Source organism: Segatella copri, from assembly GCF_019249765.2.
Lineage (GTDB): Bacteria > Bacteroidota > Bacteroidia > Bacteroidales > Bacteroidaceae > Prevotella > Prevotella copri_K.
In genome coordinates, this window is the sequence record NZ_CP152484.1 from 582478 (window position 1) to 600486 (window position 18009).

At 43.4% G+C, this 18009-nt stretch carries 18 protein-coding genes and 2 pseudogenes; 11 read left to right on the forward strand and 9 right to left on the reverse strand.

Going from position 1 to position 18009, the window contains the following annotated elements:
• Positions 1-581 precede the first annotated feature (581 nt).
• The 9 genes from tnpC to KUA46_RS02390 all read left to right on the forward strand — a co-directional run bounded on the left by tnpC (position 582) and on the right by KUA46_RS02390 (position 8967).
• Complete coding sequence (tnpC, locus tag KUA46_RS02350; protein WP_434725783.1) at positions 582-2057, forward strand: IS66 family transposase; 1476 nt, start codon at positions 582-584, stop codon at positions 2055-2057.
• A 160-nt stretch (positions 2058-2217) separates the two neighbouring features.
• The gene (locus KUA46_RS02355) at positions 2218-2616 is read left to right on the forward strand and encodes a DUF1016 N-terminal domain-containing protein (protein ID WP_200757501.1); all 399 of its coding nucleotides are present in this window, start codon (positions 2218-2220) and stop codon (positions 2614-2616) included.
• 196 nt (positions 2617-2812) lie between these two features.
• Positions 2813-3835: a virulence RhuM family protein gene (locus KUA46_RS02360; RefSeq protein WP_218487058.1), complete on the forward strand. Its 1023-nt coding sequence runs from the start codon at positions 2813-2815 to the stop codon at positions 3833-3835.
• Positions 3836-4112: 277 nt separating this feature from the next.
• Positions 4113-4889, forward strand: a complete 777-nt coding sequence (locus KUA46_RS02365; protein WP_218487057.1) for a hypothetical protein — start codon at positions 4113-4115, stop codon at positions 4887-4889.
• Entirely contained in the window at positions 4831-5301 is a 471-nt protein-coding gene (locus tag KUA46_RS02370) for a helix-turn-helix domain-containing protein (RefSeq protein ID WP_144150589.1), read from the forward strand. The genes KUA46_RS02365 and KUA46_RS02370 overlap by 59 nt, the downstream gene beginning before the upstream one ends.
• Positions 5302-5461: 160 nt before the next feature.
• The gene (locus KUA46_RS02375) at positions 5462-5725 is read left to right on the forward strand and encodes a hypothetical protein (protein ID WP_119236241.1); all 264 of its coding nucleotides are present in this window, start codon (positions 5462-5464) and stop codon (positions 5723-5725) included.
• Between the two features lie 33 nt (positions 5726-5758).
• Positions 5759-6133: a hypothetical protein gene (locus KUA46_RS02380; protein WP_218487056.1), complete on the forward strand. Its 375-nt coding sequence runs from the start codon at positions 5759-5761 to the stop codon at positions 6131-6133.
• Positions 6120-8792, forward strand: a complete 2673-nt coding sequence (locus tag KUA46_RS02385) for a BspA family leucine-rich repeat surface protein (protein ID WP_218487055.1) — start codon at positions 6120-6122, stop codon at positions 8790-8792. The genes KUA46_RS02380 and KUA46_RS02385 overlap by 14 nt, the downstream gene beginning before the upstream one ends.
• A 13-nt stretch (positions 8793-8805) precedes the next feature.
• Positions 8806-8967 (forward strand): hypothetical protein, encoded by a 162-nt coding sequence (locus KUA46_RS02390; RefSeq protein ID WP_153137438.1) that lies wholly within the window; start codon positions 8806-8808, stop codon positions 8965-8967.
• Positions 8968-9052: 85 nt separating this feature from the next.
• Here the strand turns inward: KUA46_RS02390 and KUA46_RS02395 are convergent.
• Positions 9053-9238 (reverse strand): annotated as a pseudogene (locus tag KUA46_RS02395) (hypothetical protein); the annotation flags it as partial.
• On the opposite strand from KUA46_RS02395, the gene KUA46_RS02400 reads away from it, so the two are divergent.
• On the forward strand, positions 9181-9969 hold the full coding sequence (locus KUA46_RS02400) for a PDDEXK nuclease domain-containing protein (protein ID WP_228114884.1): 789 nt from the start codon (positions 9181-9183) through the stop codon (positions 9967-9969). The pseudogene KUA46_RS02395 and the gene KUA46_RS02400 overlap by 58 nt on opposite strands.
• Before the next feature lie 117 nt (positions 9970-10086).
• On the opposite strand, the pseudogene KUA46_RS02405 reads toward KUA46_RS02400, so the two are convergent.
• The 5 genes and pseudogenes from KUA46_RS02405 to KUA46_RS02425 all read right to left on the reverse strand — a co-directional run.
• Positions 10087-10818, reverse strand: a pseudogene (locus tag KUA46_RS02405) (PDDEXK nuclease domain-containing protein); the annotation flags it as partial.
• Between the two features lie 46 nt (positions 10819-10864).
• On the reverse strand, positions 10865-11776 hold the full coding sequence (locus tag KUA46_RS02410; protein WP_256625034.1) for an ATP-binding protein: 912 nt from the start codon (positions 11774-11776) through the stop codon (positions 10865-10867).
• Positions 11697-12014 carry a hypothetical protein gene (locus KUA46_RS02415; protein WP_228114882.1) on the reverse strand — a complete coding sequence of 106 codons (318 nt, stop codon included), beginning with the start codon at positions 12012-12014 and terminating at the stop codon, positions 11697-11699. The genes KUA46_RS02410 and KUA46_RS02415 overlap by 80 nt, the downstream gene beginning before the upstream one ends.
• A 307-nt stretch (positions 12015-12321) precedes the next feature.
• Complete coding sequence (locus KUA46_RS02420; RefSeq protein ID WP_006846942.1) at positions 12322-12531, reverse strand: DUF4248 domain-containing protein; 210 nt, start codon at positions 12529-12531, stop codon at positions 12322-12324.
• A 327-nt stretch (positions 12532-12858) separates the two neighbouring features.
• Positions 12859-14907, reverse strand: a complete 2049-nt coding sequence (locus KUA46_RS02425) for a VapE domain-containing protein (protein WP_218487054.1) — start codon at positions 14905-14907, stop codon at positions 12859-12861.
• Positions 14908-15084: 177 nt separating this feature from the next.
• Between KUA46_RS02425 and KUA46_RS02430 the strand changes: the two genes are divergently transcribed.
• On the forward strand, positions 15085-15222 hold the full coding sequence (locus tag KUA46_RS02430) for a hypothetical protein (RefSeq protein ID WP_022120942.1): 138 nt from the start codon (positions 15085-15087) through the stop codon (positions 15220-15222).
• An 841-nt stretch (positions 15223-16063) separates the two neighbouring features.
• Here the strand turns inward: KUA46_RS02430 and KUA46_RS02435 are convergent.
• The 3 genes from KUA46_RS02435 to KUA46_RS02445 form a co-directional block, all read right to left on the reverse strand.
• Positions 16064-16315 carry a DUF5053 domain-containing protein gene (locus KUA46_RS02435; protein ID WP_006846938.1) on the reverse strand — a complete coding sequence of 84 codons (252 nt, stop codon included), beginning with the start codon at positions 16313-16315 and terminating at the stop codon, positions 16064-16066.
• A 49-nt stretch (positions 16316-16364) separates the two neighbouring features.
• The gene (locus KUA46_RS02440) at positions 16365-16517 is read right to left on the reverse strand and encodes a hypothetical protein (protein ID WP_006846937.1); all 153 of its coding nucleotides are present in this window, start codon (positions 16515-16517) and stop codon (positions 16365-16367) included.
• Positions 16518-16642: 125 nt separating this feature from the next.
• A complete protein-coding gene (locus KUA46_RS02445) occupies positions 16643-17776 on the reverse strand; it encodes an AAA family ATPase (protein ID WP_256625033.1) in 1134 nt (377 codons plus the stop codon).
• Positions 17777-18009 lie beyond the last annotated feature (233 nt).

Sequence of the window (18009 nt, forward strand, 5' to 3'; positions counted from 1 at the left end):
TGCGCATTGCCTCTTGGTGGTATGAGATGTTATCTCTGAACCACAATGCAAAGATACAAAATCGGTGAGGTGTCAACTCACAGTTGCTCATACTTGCTCATGTTTTATCATACTTTTTCATAGATTCTTTTTTCCTGGAGTTTATAAGCCCATTATAATGAATCATCATTTGCTTGAATCTTACAAAAACAAGCAAGTCGGCAAACGCTATGGATAGCGTCTCCTTACCGCACTTTTTAGGGGTGATGTGCAATATAATAACAGTTTTTTGTAACTACTCAGCACCCCTATAGAAAACTTCTCGTTAATAAAGCATAAACTTGATTTTGCTTATTTTCTTCATCATTACAAACTTTTTAATGATTGAGTCGATGAGGACGTAGGCTGTTTAAAACAGTTCATTTAACGAGTTCTTTTCCGATGATGCCTCCAACATGTCTCCTTTGTCTATTATCGCCTTTCAACAGATTATCTGCCAGGAGATGCGTTTTTGCATTCCCCGTAAGTCAAAAGTCTGCGTTAATGGATGTAAATCGTGATTTTGCCATGTGGAGAAAAATGCTTATCTTTGCACCAAAAAAATGGCAAGCGACTGTACTGACATAGATGTTGTTTTGCGCCAGATAAACCAGCGTCTGCGCAAACTTGAGAAGTCCGACTCCGAGAAGACTGAGGAGATCGGACGCCTCAACCGTGTCATTAACCAGAAGGACGTGGAGATACATAATCTAAAGACAGAACTTGCTTCCACAAAGGCAGAACTTGCCGTTGCTAAAGAGCGCATCAAGGAACTCGAGGGAGCTGATGACGATACATCAAGTACACCAGGAAAGCCCGAGAAAAACAGCAGTAACAGCAGTATCCCTCCATCCCAAGAAAGTATCGCTTCCCGTGAGCTGCGCAGGACAAAGTCTCTTCGCAAGCCAAGCGGAAAGCCGAGCGGTGGACAGCCTGGCCACAAGGGTCACACACTGCAGACTATAGCAGAACCAGACGTAATTGTAAAGCACGAACCAGTCTATTGTAAATGCTGTGGTCGGCTCTTGATTGATATACCATGCCAGAAGATCCGTAAGACACAAATTGTTGATATCAAGGTGGTCGTAGAGACCTGCGAGGAACAGTATTACGAGAAGGTCTGTGAATGCGGTTGCGTAAACAACTGCGAAGCTCCCAACTGTCGTATCAAGTATGGTGACAACCTCCGTGCACTGGTGACATACCTTAATGTAGTGCAGTGTATTCCGTTCAAAAGGATTGCAGAACTTATATCCGACCTGTCCGGCCAGAATATAAGTGAGGGTACAGTGCAGAACATACTCAAAGAGAATAGCGGCAAGGCAGACTGTGCATATGAGGAAATACGCAAGAGGCTGGAAACAGCGTCTGTCGTAGGAGCCGATGAAACTGGTGCTACGGTAGGAAAGCATCTGCATTGGAACTGGATATTCCAGAACGACCTGCTTACATACGTGTTCCAGTCAGAATCGCGAGGTCAGAAGGCCATAGATTCCAGGTTTCCAAAGGGACTTCCCTATTCGACACTTGTGACTGACAGACATCAGAGCTACTTCAAGATGAATGTTAAGGACCATCAGGTCTGCCTGGCTCATCTTCTTAGGAATGCAGAGTATCTGAACGAACTGGATCCAAACCAGAACTGGTCACGGAGATTCATCCATCTGATAGAACACTCTATAAATCTCAGAAGAGAGGACAACATTACCTCTAGAAAGATAAAGGTACTGAAGACAAAGATGAAGAACCTCTTGGGTGAAAGCCTCACGCATTTAGATAACGAGTTTGAGAAATTCAAGAGGGGTATCCTTAAAGTCAAAGACTACCTATTTACCTTTCTCTCCAATCCAAGTGTGCCTTACGAGAACAATGCCAGTGAGCGGGGAGTTAGGAAAATCAAGATAAAGCAGAAAGTCAGCGGTTGCTTCCGAACAGACAGCGGTGCCGATGATTTTGCCAAGTTGCACTCCATTGCTGAAACTGCTATGAAGAACGGAAATTCTAAATTTAATGCAATTCTTGCTGTAGTACAACAGTAAGACGATTACTCATGCCCATAGGGGTGCTGAGTAGTTACAGTTTTTTATCAAGCTGCTAAATAAACTTAAAATTCACTGTGTTTATGCGGAATAGTGATGTATTATAATTACCTTTGTAATCAAATATGCATCTGCATATGGCAAATAATAGACTGATAAAATGACAACAGACAATAAAGACAACAAACTCTCAATAGGAAGTAGCGATTATGCTGAGATACTGCGACACGCTGTCGCAGTAATTGAGCATGCACGGACAGAAATAGCCCGACATGTCAATGGCTACGTATCTACCGCTTATTGGGAGATTGGTCAAATGCTTCATGAGCGCAAGATTGAAAGCGGGTATGGTGACAGTGTTGTAAGAAGATTGTCAGCAGACCTGAAAGAACGATACCCGAAGATGGGTGTTTCACCACGTCAACTTTGGAACATGAAGAAATTTTATGAACGTTACGCGGGACATGATGAAAAAGTGCTACGCTCCGTAGCACTTTTGCCGTGGTCGCACAATCTGCTACTGCTGAGCAAGGGATTTAATGATGAAGCCACGCTATAGGGAAAGCCTATTGGAGTGGCGGATTATCAGTTGATAGTACCGAAAGAAAAATTACAGAAAGTCCTTGCTGATGAGATTAAGGCATTTAGTGAGGAGAAAGAAAACAAAGAAACATTATAATATGGACATTCAAAGAATAAATCTGCATACATCCGCTTTCAACGAGATAACGCATTACATTGAGAGGTGATAAATTATGGCAAAGAAATTTGAAATACGAAACAGTACGGCGGAATTCCTGACTTTCGTGGCAGAAGGTAAGGAGCAAGGCGTACAAGTGTTATATAAAGACGAAACAGTATGGGCAACTCAAAAGGCTATGGCACAGCTTTTTGACTGTTCAACAGATAATATCGGATTGCATCTTAAAAACATCTTCAAGAGTGGAGAACTTGTTGAAGATTCAGTTACCGAGAAAAACTCGGCAACTGCCGCAGATGGTAAGAATTACATGACAAAATTCTACAACCTCGATGCAATCATTTCCGTGGGCTATCGTGTCAACTCCATTCGTGCCACTCAGTTCCGCCAATGGTGCACCTATGTCATCAGGCAGTTCTCTTTGCGTGGCTACATCATTGACAAGAAGCGTATGGAGAACGGCTCGTTCATTGGGGAGGACTATTTTGAGCATTTGTTAGCTGAAATACGTGAGATTAGATTGAGTGAACGAAGATTTTACCAAAAGCTCACGGATATATATGCTACAGCTGTTGATTACAACAAAGATGCACCTACCACACGTTTGTTTTATAAAAAAGTTCAGAATAAGATGCATTATGCAGTGCATGGGCATACCGCAGCAGAACTTATAGTGGAAAGAGCCAATGCAGAGAAAGAGCATATGGGACTGACCACTTGGGAGAATGCACCTGATGGTAAAATCGTAAAGCCAGATGTGAGTATCGCCAAAAACTATCTAAAACAAGTGGAACTTGAAGATATGGGAAAACTTGTCAATTCAGTACTTGATTTAGCCGAACGTATGGCAAATCGACATATACCAATGACTATGGAAGATTGGGCTAAGCGTATTGATATTATTCTTGAAGCTGGCGGTGATGCCGTATTACATGATGCAGGAAAGGTTTCTGCTGAATTTGCCAAGAACTTTGCAGAGTCAGAGTTTGAAAAGTACCGTGTGATACAAGACAAATTATTCAGCTCAGATTTTGATAGATTCGATTCTTCTTTACCGTTTGACGATGATAAGAATTGAAAGCCAAAGGGGGATGAGGTGACCTCAAATCACCCCATCTTCCGCTTACTTGTCTATGTATGATGTAATTAAGGTTTCGTAAGTTTTGCCCTTTTAAGGCGTGTGGGGCTAACTTATGAAAGTTCAGTTGATAATATTGCGAAATACCCAATTATTTGCATGTTTCGCAAACATTTTGAGGATTTTATACCTTCTTCTGAAATTATTATCGTACTTTTGCAAGCGTATTCATTATAATAATGTATAGCAAAGAAAGTAAACATAAGATAAGAAACGTATGGATTCATTATTTCTACTTCAGTTTGCATGTTTCATATTCATGCTCATCAATGCCATCTTCGTGGCACTCTCTCATCTGTATGTAAGATGGGTGAACAAGCGGTATGAGCGTTCCCGCTGGATGGTCGTTTTCGCCATGATAGGACTGGCGATACAGTATGTGATACAGATGGCTTTCGGATTCCGTGCTGCCGACGACATTCTCGGGGCGGTCGTCAACATCCTCATCTATACCCCCTGCTTCTCGCTCATCGCTATGGCCATCTATAACATAGAGACCACACGTGCCAACCGCAGGAAGATGAACCTTGTATGTGGCAGCATTAACGCAGCCACCCTCCTGGTCTTCCTGGTGGGCATCAGTCTCCATCACAGCCTTTATATCAAGGAAGGACTTTATATGATGCTTGCCCTGTTCTGCATGAGTGTAGCCTACAGCATATCCATGATCGTGCGCGAGATGATCAGGTGCAAGAAGATGTTGGAGACAATGGCAGCTACCGATATGTTGCCCTACGTGAGATATTCACGTGCCAGTGTCTTCATTCTGTTCCTTTCATCTCTCACCATGCCGGTAGTTATCTTTTCCACCACCTTACTGTTTATCATAGGTCCGTTTGTATTGCTTGCCCTGCTGTTCTTCAATCTTACGTTTATCTCTCTCGGTAGCAACTATATCCCTACCGAAGAACTCCTGGACAAGGAAGAGGAATACAATGACTTGGCTAGGACTGGATACAGGTATGGGGGGGGCATCTTCTGCCAAGCAGCATGACTCCGCTGACAGTAGTACAGAATCTTTACATCCGCTTTCCGATGAGCACAGAGATTTCATCCAGAAGAGTCTTGATGACTGGTGCGCCAATTCGGGCTATAAGGACTGTAATGTAAACATGCTTACCCTCTCCCGAACCCTTTCCATCCCCAAGGATGAGTTATCAGTATACTTCGACCAGTATCTGAAAACCACATTCAGAATATGGCTCGGTGATATACGTTTCAATGCGGCAAAGAAGATGATATTGGAATGCCCAGACTATAGTAATGACATCGTTTCTGCCGAATGTGGCTTCTCAGCCCGAACCTATCTATACCGCATTTTCAAGACAAAGGAAGGTTGTACTCCTACCGAATGGCGGGAGAAAATGGCTCCTAATGTAGCCGCAGATGATAAAAAGCAGGACTAACCATTTTTCGATAAATACCAGGAAAACGCATCACTAAAGGGAATAAATCGTTAAAAAGGGTGTCTACTTCCTACGAAGTAGACACCTAAAACATAGGAAGTAGACACATAGACAGGGGAAGTAGACACCTTTTTCCGAAGAAAAACACTATCTTTGCGCCATGGAAAATATAATAGAGACTTTCATGAAAGAGGAACAGGCTATTTTTATAGTGGCATTGTGTCTTCTGTTGCTCGCCATAGTCATGGGCTATGCCATGGTTCAAGACTACAGGATATATCTTGATGAAAACTACAAGGCTCGCTACAGCTTCTGTGATTTCATCAAGAGGGAGAGATACTATATCTATCTGTTTCTCGTACTGACTTTCGTCATCATCCTGGGAATGACAGTATATATAATGGCTATGAGAGGATATATGTAAGAAAGTAGAATAATAATAAAAAAAATTACTGATATGAATAATAAAAAATCTACAATTTCTAAACAATGGTCTTACATAACAGACCTTTACTCAACTAATGCAGTCAAGAGCCGCAGACTCTCTCTGCTCATGTTGATGTTGCTCACGTTGTTGTTTGTGCCTACACGTATGGTGGCGCAGACAGATTACGACACGTCTGTAAAGTTTACAGCCATAGAAGGTAACCCTGTGGGCCACGGTATTGCTATGACTTACAATAATCTCTTTGATGGCAAAAAGACACGAGGTAATTTCTCCATGTGGGGCTGTTATTTTTATGGCAGTGCATATGTCATCTTCGAAGCCAGCAAGGCAGGAGTGCCTGTGGGCTACACCATCACAACGGGTGAAGACAATGCAAGTTTTTAACGGTCGCAATCCGTTGTCATGGAAGCTCTATGGCAACAATACAGGCGAAGATAGTAATTGGACACTCATTCAGGAGGTAAGCAACGACGAGAAGCTCGAGGATAAGAACTATGCTTCGTACGACTTCAAATGCGAAGGTTCTACTTATTATAAATATTTTAAATGGGAAATCACGGCTATTCATAAAGGAAATTTTTTGCAGGTAGGCGAGTTTGAACTCAAGCTCAAAACAACCTGTTCGCACAAGAATGCCGATGGTTCGTCTGCCCTTGGCAAAGCTATCGAAACCATTGAGGCTACTTGCGTAGAGCATGGCTATACCACACACGAATGCTCTATTTGTCATTCCATAGTAAAAGTAGATAATAATGATGAGCTAAAGAAGCACACACCCACCCATCATGTGCAGATAGATGCTACATGTACAGCAACTGGTAAAATAGAATACTGGCAGTGCAGTGTGTGCAAAAAACTCTTCAGCGACGCTAATGCTACTACTGAGATTACGGATGCTGCCAGTCTTGATATTCCCGCAAAAGGTCATAAATACAATAGCGAAGGCACCTGTACTGTATGTGGTGTAGTAAACCATCGCTGTGCTTTGTTCGATAACCTGGATGGTATAACCAATGTTACCATTACTGACAATGATGCCAGATATCCTTGGCAGATGCTGAACTTGGAAGCAGATGGAATGAAAAATCTTGGCTTCGATATTCCAAAAGGAAGCAAAGGATTGATGTCGGATAATTATGATCAGGGATCTACTACATCAAGGACTGTAGTCACGTTCACAGTAGAAAAGCTTATATTATTGACGTTTAAGTATCTCGTTTCTTCAGAAGAAGATGATAAAGCCACTATTACTTTAGATAGTAAAACGTATGGGACGATTAGCGGAATTAAGGAAATAGAGATTAAAGCATTATTATCTGCTGGCAAGCATTCTTTGAATTTGTCTTACAAGAAAGACCGTATGTATAAGAAAGGTGCTGACCGCGCATTCATATACAATCTGAAAACAGCAACCACTATTTCTGACTATGTAGCCCAGTACGATGATACGAACACTACATTGACTTTCAAGAAAGTTACTGATGCCAATATATCAGATATAGTAAACAACAGTGTCATTGTAGACCAATATAATAATGTGAAAGAAATTTGCACAACTTTAGGAAATGTTACTATCAAGAATATCGTTTTCGATGAGAGTTTCAAAACATACGCTCCTACATCGTTGAAAGATTTCTTTAAGAACTGCACAGCATTGGAAACAATTTCAAACATTGAAAATTTGAATACAGCGAATGTGACGAATATGACAAGCATGTTCGACAACTGTCAGAACCTCTCTTCGCTCAATCTCTCTAAATTCAACACAGAGAATGTGACGAATATGTCATACATGTTCGACAACTGTCAGAACCTCTCTTCGCTCGATCTCTCTAAATTCAACACAGCGAAAGTGACGAATATGTACGCTATGTTCACTCACTGTCAGAACCTCTCTTCGCTCGACCTCTCTAAATTCAACACAGCGAATGTGACGGATATGTCATGGATGTTCTCTGACTGTCAGCTCTCTTCGCTCGACCTCTCTAATTTCAACACAGAGAAAGTGAGGGAGATGTATAACATGTTCAGTTTCTGTCAGAAACTCTCTTCGCTCAACCTCACTAATTTCAACACAGAGAAAGTGACGAATATGGACTATATGTTCAATGGCTGCTCCGATCTCACAACAATCTACGCCAGCGATAAGTTTATAATAGCCGAGTTCAATAATGGTTATAAAATGTTCTATGGTTGTAAATTGCTCAAGGGTGCTCTTCCAAAGTATGACGAAAATTTGACAAGCAGCGATTACGCCAACTACGTGAATGGCTACTTCACAAAGCTGGTAGGCAAGAATGGTGAGGAGAAGATAGGAGCTGTAGGAGACATACTTACTGCGGATAATCTTACTCTTGACGACAACAAGGACTTCGTGGTTTACGAACCGTTCACAGCTAAAGCCGCCTCTTATAGCCGCGAGATGAAGACTGGCACAACATGGGCTACTCTCTGTCTGCCTTTCGAAGTATCGCTCGAAAATAAGGACTTCCGTGCCTTTAAGCTGCTTTCGGCTAACGAGGGAACTAATACTGTGGAACTCGAAGAGATTACGACAAGCATCGCAGCAGGTACTCCTGTCATCATCAAAATGAACGAAGGAGCCACCGAGCTCAACTTCTCTGTTGACAACAAGGAGATTGCAAAAGAAGTAAATACCTCAGAGACAGAAAACGGTAGCTATCAACTCCAGGGCATCTATACAAAGAAGGTGTTCGACAAGGATGCCGACAACAACTGCTACATCGTGAAGGGCGACAAGCTGATGAACCCTGCCAAACTGTTGGAGAATACCAATAATAAGACTGTTGGCAGCAAGCCGTTCCGTGCTTACATGGTAGACAACTCTACTGCTACTGCCGCTGGTGCCAAGATGTTCAGCATCGCCATCGGTGGCGGTACTACAGCCATCGACAGCCTCAACACTATTGCTGACGACAATGCCACATACTACGACCTGCAGGGCAATCGCCTCAACGCTCCTCAGAAGGGTATCAACATCGTGAAGCGTGGCAGCAAGACAATGAAAGTTATCATCAAATAAAAAACTGAGAATTATGAAAAATAAAGAATATGTAAAGCCAGAGATGAATGTCTACCAAATGGAGACTCCATCTATCCTCGCTGGCTCTGTAATAGAGAAAGCAAAGGAAGAGGATTATAACGAAGATGCTGTTAGCAACTATCGCGATCCAAGTGGCAGCATTTGGGCTGATTAAAAGAAGTCTCACCCCTCCCCCTGCCATAGATGGCTGTTGGGAGGGCGTTTTTGGTATGCTCGGCTATGCTACATTGACGGGTTCATACCCCGAAAGGTACCCAAAATAGAAACCGCATGTACGGTGGTGTGAGAGGTCGGAAAACGAAAGTAGGAGAATAACTACTTCGTTTTCCTCCTACTCGATTATGGTGCGAGCTATAATAAACGCAATTTGGACTATTACAAGCGTTTCTATCTCCTTTTCCCTGACATACAGATTGTGAACACATGTGTTCACAATCTTAGTTGGTCGCATATACGCCGCATACTTTCTGTTTCAGACCCCAATGCCAGGCTTTGGTATTTGAAAACCGCAGATAAAGACATGTGGAGTTTTCGTGCGCTTGATCGTAACATATCCACACAATACTATGAGCGTAGATTAGCTGCGCAACGTGAGAAATCGGCACTGCCGGTAGATATGGAAAACTCAACCGACCCATTGGAATATATCAAAAATCCAATGATGGCAGAGTTCATGGGGTTTCATCGTGATGCTGATTATAACGAAAGCGATTTTGAAAAAGCTTTAATTGACAACCTTGAAAAGTTCATCATGGAACTTGGACGAGGCTTTGCCTTTGTTGAGCGTCAACAGCACATAGTTACTGATACGGACGATTTTTATATTGATTTGGTATTCTACAACTATCGCATGAAGCGTTTTGTCATCTTTGAGCTAAAGACACATAAACTCACACACCAAGATATAGGTCAACTTGATATGTATGTACGAATGTATGACGACCTTATCAAAGGTGCTGATGACGCTCCTACTATTGGAGTGCTGCTTTGCACAGATACCGACAATACGATAGCACGTTATTCTGTACTTCACGACAACAATCAGTTGTTTGCAGCCAAGTATATGACTTATATGCCAACAGAAGAAGAACTGCGCAATGAAATTGAACAACAAAAACGTTTCTTTATGGAGCAGCATGGTTCTCGTAATTTATAAGAACTCAAGCTTTGCAAGTTTAGCCCCACACGCCCTGTAAGGGGCGTGCTGCTTCTGGGAGCTTTTGGGCCTTCAGGGCGTGTAGGGCAAAACTTGCGAAACTTGAATAATTCTATATTATTCGTGTTCAATGCTACCCCCCAACTTAGCTTCCCATTCCTCTATCGTCGGCATAGTTCCTTCTAATTTTTCAGGATAGAATTTTTCTAGATCGTACTCAGAAATAGCTATGGGTTGGCTGCTTGATTCCAGGGCATATTGTGCCTGGATACGGTCTTTCTCCTTGCAAATAAGTAAACCTATAGTAGGATTGTCACGCCCCTCTTTGCGAAGAAGGTGGTTACAAGCTACTACATAACCACCAAGTTGCCCGACATCAGCAAAGGTGAATGAACCTATCTTGACTTCCAGAACTATGTAGCATGACAAGTTCAAATTATAAAAGAGCAAGTCGATAAAGTTCTCTTTCTCTCCAATCTGCAAGCGATATTCCTTGCCTACGTAGGCAAAACCTGTACCAAGTTCTGTTAGAAATTTGGTGATATTGTTGAGCAAAGCATCTTTAAGAATGCGCTCATTATATGGTTTGGTGATTCCAGTGAAAGCAAAGTTGTATGGGTCTCTTGTGATTTCTTGTGCCAAATCGCTGCCGACCTCAGGTAATGTGCGGGTAAAATTGCTCAAAGCTTTCCCTTGTCGCTCATACAGAGACGAGTCTATGTAATTGTGAAGGATATTCCTGCTCCAGCCGTTTACTACAGTTTGGTGTATATAGAACAAAGCCTTCTGTGGCTCTGTTAGGAATTTGTCAATCAACAGCATGTGATGCCCCCAAGGAGTTGAGAAAATATCTTTTTCCACTTGGTCAGCAACTTGCTGACCAATTTTCGTGGTGTTATTTCATCTCCGTATCAACGCTTAGTTTGCACAAATTACTCATTGCATAGAGTGGAATTACATCTACATGGCGAATGGCATCCTGGGATTCTTTATCAGCATACTCAAACTCTCCGAAATTCTCTAGGGATGTACGAACAGCATGATGAAGAGCCTTCTTTCTCATGAATAGCCATAAACTTTGCATGCTGCCCCTGGTAGTGGCTTTCACTTCTATCGGTAAAACCATACCATCCTTGGCTTCCAGAAAATCAATCTCAGCATTGGTCCCTCTTGACAAATTCTGCCAATAATACATTTCTGCCTTCTGGAAACAGTCATGGTTCTTGACGAGTTCCAAACCAGCAAACATTTCTGATGCAGCACCTTTATTGACGAAATCAACATCCGAAGCTAAAAGTACATTGGCAGCAGGAGTACCCAACATGGTTTGCATCAGTCCCAAATCCAAGAAAAGATATTTCCTGTAGCTGTCATTCTCTTCAGCTCCAAGTGGAACGCCATTTCCATCACTATGGGTCACCGGCTTTATGAGTCCTGCCAAGGTCAATAAATGAAGTGCGTCTTTGATAACCGAAGAATGAACATCATCGGCCACCTGCCTATAGACAAACTTACTGCCAGCCTGCAAAGCTACGGAACGCAAAACCTTTCTCAATAAAGCCGGAGATACACGCGACTTGTACTTGGCAAAATCATCCTGATAGGTATCCAGAATATCATTATGGACATGAGTGCATTCTATGTAACTGTTAGTCTCTATCCATTCTGTAACTGCGGCAGGCATACCACCCACCAGATAGAAAGTCTTCAACTGGTCCACCAGTTTATTATGAACGGCCTCTGGAAGCGGAGATGAGGGTGAAGCCTGCTGCTTGTAACTCACCGTGGTATCTAGTCCCTGTGCCATGAGAAATTCTTATGCTTTCACACGTTCTATGCACGTCAATATCCTTTGAAAAGAGTCCTCTTATGGATGGCTGGCTCTCCAGATTGATCTCTACAAAGTACTTGAATTCTTTACCAAAGTGGCGCACAGCAGAAGATTTTCCTACTTGTCTGGCTCCACGTATCAGCAGCGGTTTTCTTCTTTGAGAAGCCTTCCACTCCAGGAGTTTTTTATCTATAATTCGCTTGTAATATGTCATTCTGTATAATTTATTGATTTACAGTGCAAAGATACAACTTTTATCCAAAAGTCAAGGCAAACAATAGTTAATTTTATCCAAAAGTCAAGGCTAAAATAATGGCTTTTTATCCAAAAGTCAAGGCTAAGAGCCTAAAACTGCCGTCATCAAGAATCAGTCGCCAAAATCGTGATGCAGCATTCTCGCTTAAGGCGGATTGCAAATCCGCAAGGAAATAGGTCGAGCCTTTTTTGACGTCGGATTGCAAATCCGCCGGAACGCCTAGCGGGGTTGCGTTTCTTCTTTACGTCTGGTGTAGAAAACAGGGTTAGGGTTCACCGAGGAAGTAGAGGATGTAGGAGACTTGCATCGGGGTGAACTCCTTGCAGTTCTTGCCGTAACCGGTGGCGGCGAGCTTCTGGAGAAGGTCGGGGATGCGCTGGATCCATCGCATCAGGTGAGCACTGGCTACTGCTGGAGTAGCATCGGGAAAATACAGGAGAGCTAGCTCTTGCTTGGTATAACTTCTTAAATCCATAGTTTTGTTTGATTTTTATGAGGGTTAATGATTGAGTTGCGGTTCATAAGCTACTGACTTTTGCATCGTAAGTCTCTGACTTTTGAACCATAAGCTACTGACTTTTGCACCGTAAGTCTTTGGTTTCCGTTTCGGAAGTAACTGGCTTCCGGGTGACAGGGTGACAGGGGTGACAGGGAATTCTGAAGATTTACTCTCGCGCGGGCAGGCAGGAAAAATCAGGCCGAAAGTTCCTGCCTGCCCGCGTGCGAGGCGAAAAGTTGAAAAACTCGTGTCACCGTGTCACCCTGTCACCCTGAACCGGATGAACCGATGGCTTGGGAACGGCTAGAAGGGGGCATCATCATCGCATTGCGGCGGGTTGATGCAGACGGATACCTGATATGCCTTGATTTCCTCGGCTGTACGGACGATTGCCCTGTAACCACGGCTGTGCTTGGTGCGCATCTTTTCGAATCCGAGATCATTGAAAGCCTTGCCCAGTTTCGAACTGTTCAGCTTCTGTGAGATGTTGCAACTGATGATCTGCATCGCTCTGGCTATGGACACGAACTCCCCTGTCTCCGCCTCCGTTGGCTTTCGGAAGTAGAGATCCACAAGTTCCTGTTCTAGTCTGGGCGCCTCAAAAGCGCGGTTGTGCCGGTTCTGCTTTTCTATCTCCTCATCGGTGAACCAATAGCGGAAATCACTCTTGTAGAGGGCGTAAGCCTGGGCGTAGATGCCTTCGTAATTGAACGGATGCTCACGGGGCGAGAGGATGCTCTCTATCTCGTAGGGCAGCCAGCGACGGTTACCGGTAGGGTCGCTCAAAAACTCGGGATTGTTGCCCGTGCCGCAGAAGGTGTTGATATGCTTGCGCTGCTCGGCATAATGGCCGTATGCCGCCCTTTCGTTGGTATACTGCATCGTTACCACAGCCTTCAGCTGGTTCAGTTCCGATGGACTCATCGTGTCGAGCTCTTCATAACAGATGAGTGCATACTGCGAAAGGGCGATGATATCATCCTTCGTCATGCGCCTGGCATTCGCCTTCGTATAGAAGTATTGCTTCAGTTCCGGCGGCAGGAGATAGTTGAACCAGGTGGTCTTGTAGGCGCCCTGTCTGCCGATGAATACCAGGATGACATTGTTTACGGCACCTTCGTCTATCCATCCTGCTATCATCGCCACGAGCCATTTCCTGAGGGCTTCACAGAAGGGCATCACGGGGTCTCCCTTCATCTTTACCGTGGCAGCGAGTTCGGCTATATAGTCCTTGTCGCCTTCCTGCCAGGGTGGTAGATTCTCCAGATAATCGGTGAAGGGATTGTAGGGCGGGCTATAGTCGCTCTCAATGACATTGATCATGTCGCTCTTGCTCACCCTTGCGGTTAGCGACATGTTGCTCCATAGCGTATTCAGATTGCGGTCCTGGAGGATTCGCCATTTCTCCTTCAGATACTCGTAGCGCAGGGTGATGAGGTTGAAGCGGAGTTTGATATGCCCGTCGAGGTAGTCTTTGATTTCATCTACGGTGGCATAGGGAATCTTTCCGGTTTCTGCCTTCATCTTCTGTGGGTGAGTGGTGTTGTCGTAGCACGACTTGAACACCTGTTCTACGTCGTCGTATTCGGGAAACTGCCTGATAGCCCACTGGGTGGCTTCTTTCCTGTCGTACCGTTTCTTAGCCATCATGTAGCCCACCCGCATCACATACTGGTTGTGGTTGCCGGGTTCGTACTTTACCTGTTCGCTTTCCAGCTTGGGTTTGATGATGTTTTCGTAGTAGTCGGCGATGCGTTCCTGTTTCTTTTTCTTCTGGGCGGTCTTGAGCGTAGCGGAATGGAAATGGCTGATTTCCTCGGCGCTGAAGGCTTTGGCTTCAGGATTGAAATAGACTTCGGGGTCGTAGGCGAGTCCGCTGAGCCTCGTGATGTTCTTGCAGAGCGGATCGCTTTCCTTGCCGATGAGATGCGCGTAGTAGTCGTTTCCCATGGCGAAGGCGGCGGGATAATCATCGCCTTCGTAGCGGTAGATGACGCGCAGTCCGTTGCCGCTCATGGTAACGTAGCAGAGCAGGGTGTGGGCATCGTGGCAGATTCTCTCTTTGAGCGAGCGCAGGGTGCCGTCATCCGGTTTTTCTGTGATGTGGTCGAAGTCGACCAGTGACAGATGTGTGAGGCTCCGGATGTTGTCCTTGCCTTTTCCGCCTTCGAAGATGCAGGCTACGGCGAAGAGGGGTGCATCGTGCTTGTACGACTTATTACCCGTTTTCCGGTAAGACTCGGTGAAAAACCTGAGTTTCTCATCTTCCTTCATGAAGGTTACCAGGCCTTCCAACTGGCCAGGTGAAGGAATCTTGCTGGCCATGTTAATGAATGTACTGATGTTCATCATCTCCTAAAAATTTTATATTGTTATACAATATATGTATCAGTTATTCGTTTTCTTATAGGTAAGCAGATTGTTGAATCTGTTTTACATGGTGCAAAGATACTAAAAAGAAAATAAAAAAGAGTTCCCGTAGTGGGAACTCGTATACAATAATTACAAACAATTTAAAAAAATTAAGCAATGAAGATTGTTAATTTTCTTGCAGACAACAGCCGTTTCGGTGTTGTTCTGAGTGAAGTGATGAAGAACCATCATGTTTCTGGTTCTGATCTGATGTATTATGCTGGGATGCATAAGGAAAACATTTTTGCAATCTAAAAGGGTAAGGGCGATTATCGGCTCAGTGTTTATGTGAGGATTGTTTCAGCTCTTCGGTACTTTATCGAAGACTCGGCAGAATATGCCCGAGTGAAGCAACGCCTTATCGAAGCAGCCTTCGATGATAGTTACTTTTTTAATAAATAATACTTTTGAATTGGTTTTTTAAATTAAAAAGTGGAATCCGGCGGTTGTCGGATTCCACTGATATCGTATTTTCACCCTGTGCGGGTGGAATTTCGTAGATACAGGAATGAGGTTAGGCAAACTGATTTTCGGGGGGATTTGCAGATTTATTGCAAATTTTGCCCTTATACATTACTAATTAGCAATGCAAATATAGTAAGAGGCAGACGAAGGGCAAAGGACTGCACCCTATCTCTTGAGGATACAGATCCGATATAGAGGATACCCTATCAAGGGTGTAAGAATAGTGCAGAAGAGAAGGTAAAGTACCCAGTAGGCGGGAATCCTGCTCTTAACCAGGAAAGGCATCAGTACTACCGCTATAATGGCGGAGTAGCCTTGTATATACGTTATCAGTCCCATAATATTTTAATATGTTATATAGTAACAGACAGATGAAGGGCAAAGGACTATCTGAAGATTGCCTTATAAATAGGAATACCCAGTAATGGGGTGAGCATGGTGCACAAACCGAGGTAGAACACCCATAACACGGGATTGCAGGATCCTACAATAAACGGACCCACAGCCAGTGCGATGATGAACGACGCAAGCGAAACAAAATCGAAAGCCCCGATGCGCTGCTGCACCGGGGCTGATGCGCCACAAGGCTATGGCGACTTCTGTCTTATGGAGAACGATGACCCCAGCCTCATTATATCCTGTCCGCAGCCGCACGCAAGCGATTGGAAACATCGCAAAGTGCTCCACGGAGCATAACCTTCTCTTCTTCGGTGAAACCACCTACACCACCATTCCCATCAATACCATCGAGCTTATGATAAAGCCATGATGCCGATTTCCCGAAATAGGTATGTGCTATCTCGCGCCATGATACCGTCATCTGGATATCCTGTATGCGCTGCTTTACTGTGCTGTCCTTAGCCTGCTTCATTGTTACTTCCATAATCTTATGCTTTTTAATGCCCTCCCCGAAGGGAAGACTGTTGTTAATACTAGGTGTAATACTCGGGTGGCTCAATCATCTCATCAAACAGCTGCTGAGCGTACCATAATAACTGTGGGTTACCTCTAGGGTATGACTTCCGGAAATTTCTGATAGCTTCTATCAGTTCTTCCTCTTTTTCTGTTACTAAAATCTTCTTCATATCGTTTTATTTTAAGACAATGCAAAGATACTACTATTTTTCGTAGTAACCAAATGTTTTATACGAAAAATCGTAGTCTTAACTATGTTTAAGCTTTCTGTATGTGAAAAGGTATTCTTATTCCATCAAAGCTGCGCAATGTTTCTTCTGATCCAAAGTTTGAAGAATGGGTCGTTGAAAGATACTGTATCTCCTTCCACATCTATGAAATCTTTAGCAATCAATGCCTTCTTGATACTCTGCACGTTGGCTGAGTTTTCCAGGCGATACTCATTCAGTACCTCCCTACGGGAAAGTCCGGTATTGATGCCATTCGCCACCGCTATGAGGAAATTCTTCTGGTAAACCGTCATGGTTTCCATATCACGCTGATAGAACAGGCGATTTTGATCCAAAAGTTCATCGATAGCTTGATCTATCATCTGATCTGTAACTTCCGGACTAGCCTTGTACCAGGTGAGCCAAGCCAGATGTTGGACGAGCGAAGACAGGTTTTCCGAGACTTGGCAAATCTTAAGAGCCTGTTTCTCTTCTATATGCTTCCCTGTATTCTTGAACTTCTCGCAGATGAAAGGAATCCACTCTGTTTCCGGTATCTTGTCGAGAAACATGATGTCGCCAAACTTGTAGAATGGACATTCTGTGGTGTGGAACAGCTTAGTCATCAGATGCTTCTTGCTTCCGAACATACAGTAAGTAGTCAACTTCTGGTGCTGCCATACTGTTCTCAGTTTCTTCTGGAAGGTAAGCGAGTCCTTGAAGTCAGCTATCTGCTGAAACTCGTCAAAGCACACAACTATTTTAATGCCTTTCTTCTCTGCAATTTTCTCTGGCAGCTGCAAGATTTCCCTTTCAGGGTTATCCTTTGGATTCCAGGCAAAAGACAGGGAAAAGTCGTTCATAGGATCAGTACCGAAGGAGAACTTTGGAGTAATGTTGGAAAGAAAGGTTTTTGCCATCTGAACCCATTCGTCCCATCTGGAAGATGTCTGACGGATGGTTTCCGTTGCCAGCATCTTGCAAAACTCATAGTCGGATTTGCATGAGAATACATCAATAAAGATGAACTTAACATCTTTCCGCTTTGACTGGCTTATCACTTTCTTGACAAGAGAAGTCTTTCCCCATCTTCTAGGAGAGATAATGATGGTATTGATGCCATGTGTAAGATTGGCTTCCAAACGCTTAGCATCGTTTATGCGGTCGGTGAAATATTCATCTTCCACAGCTCTACCGAATTCAAATGGATTTTCTATCATAATCGTTTCTTTTTTCGTTATTATTGAATGCAAAGATAGTAATAATCTTCTTAGTAAGAAATTTCTTAGTAAGAACTTTATTACTAATTAACATTTTAGTTGTGATATTGGTTAATTATCTTTCCATATATTGCTTTTTACTGAAAATATATTGAAAATTAGCGAGATAGCAAAATATTTCACATTTTTATGAGGGACTTTTTGAAAGATTAACACACTTTTATGAGGGACTT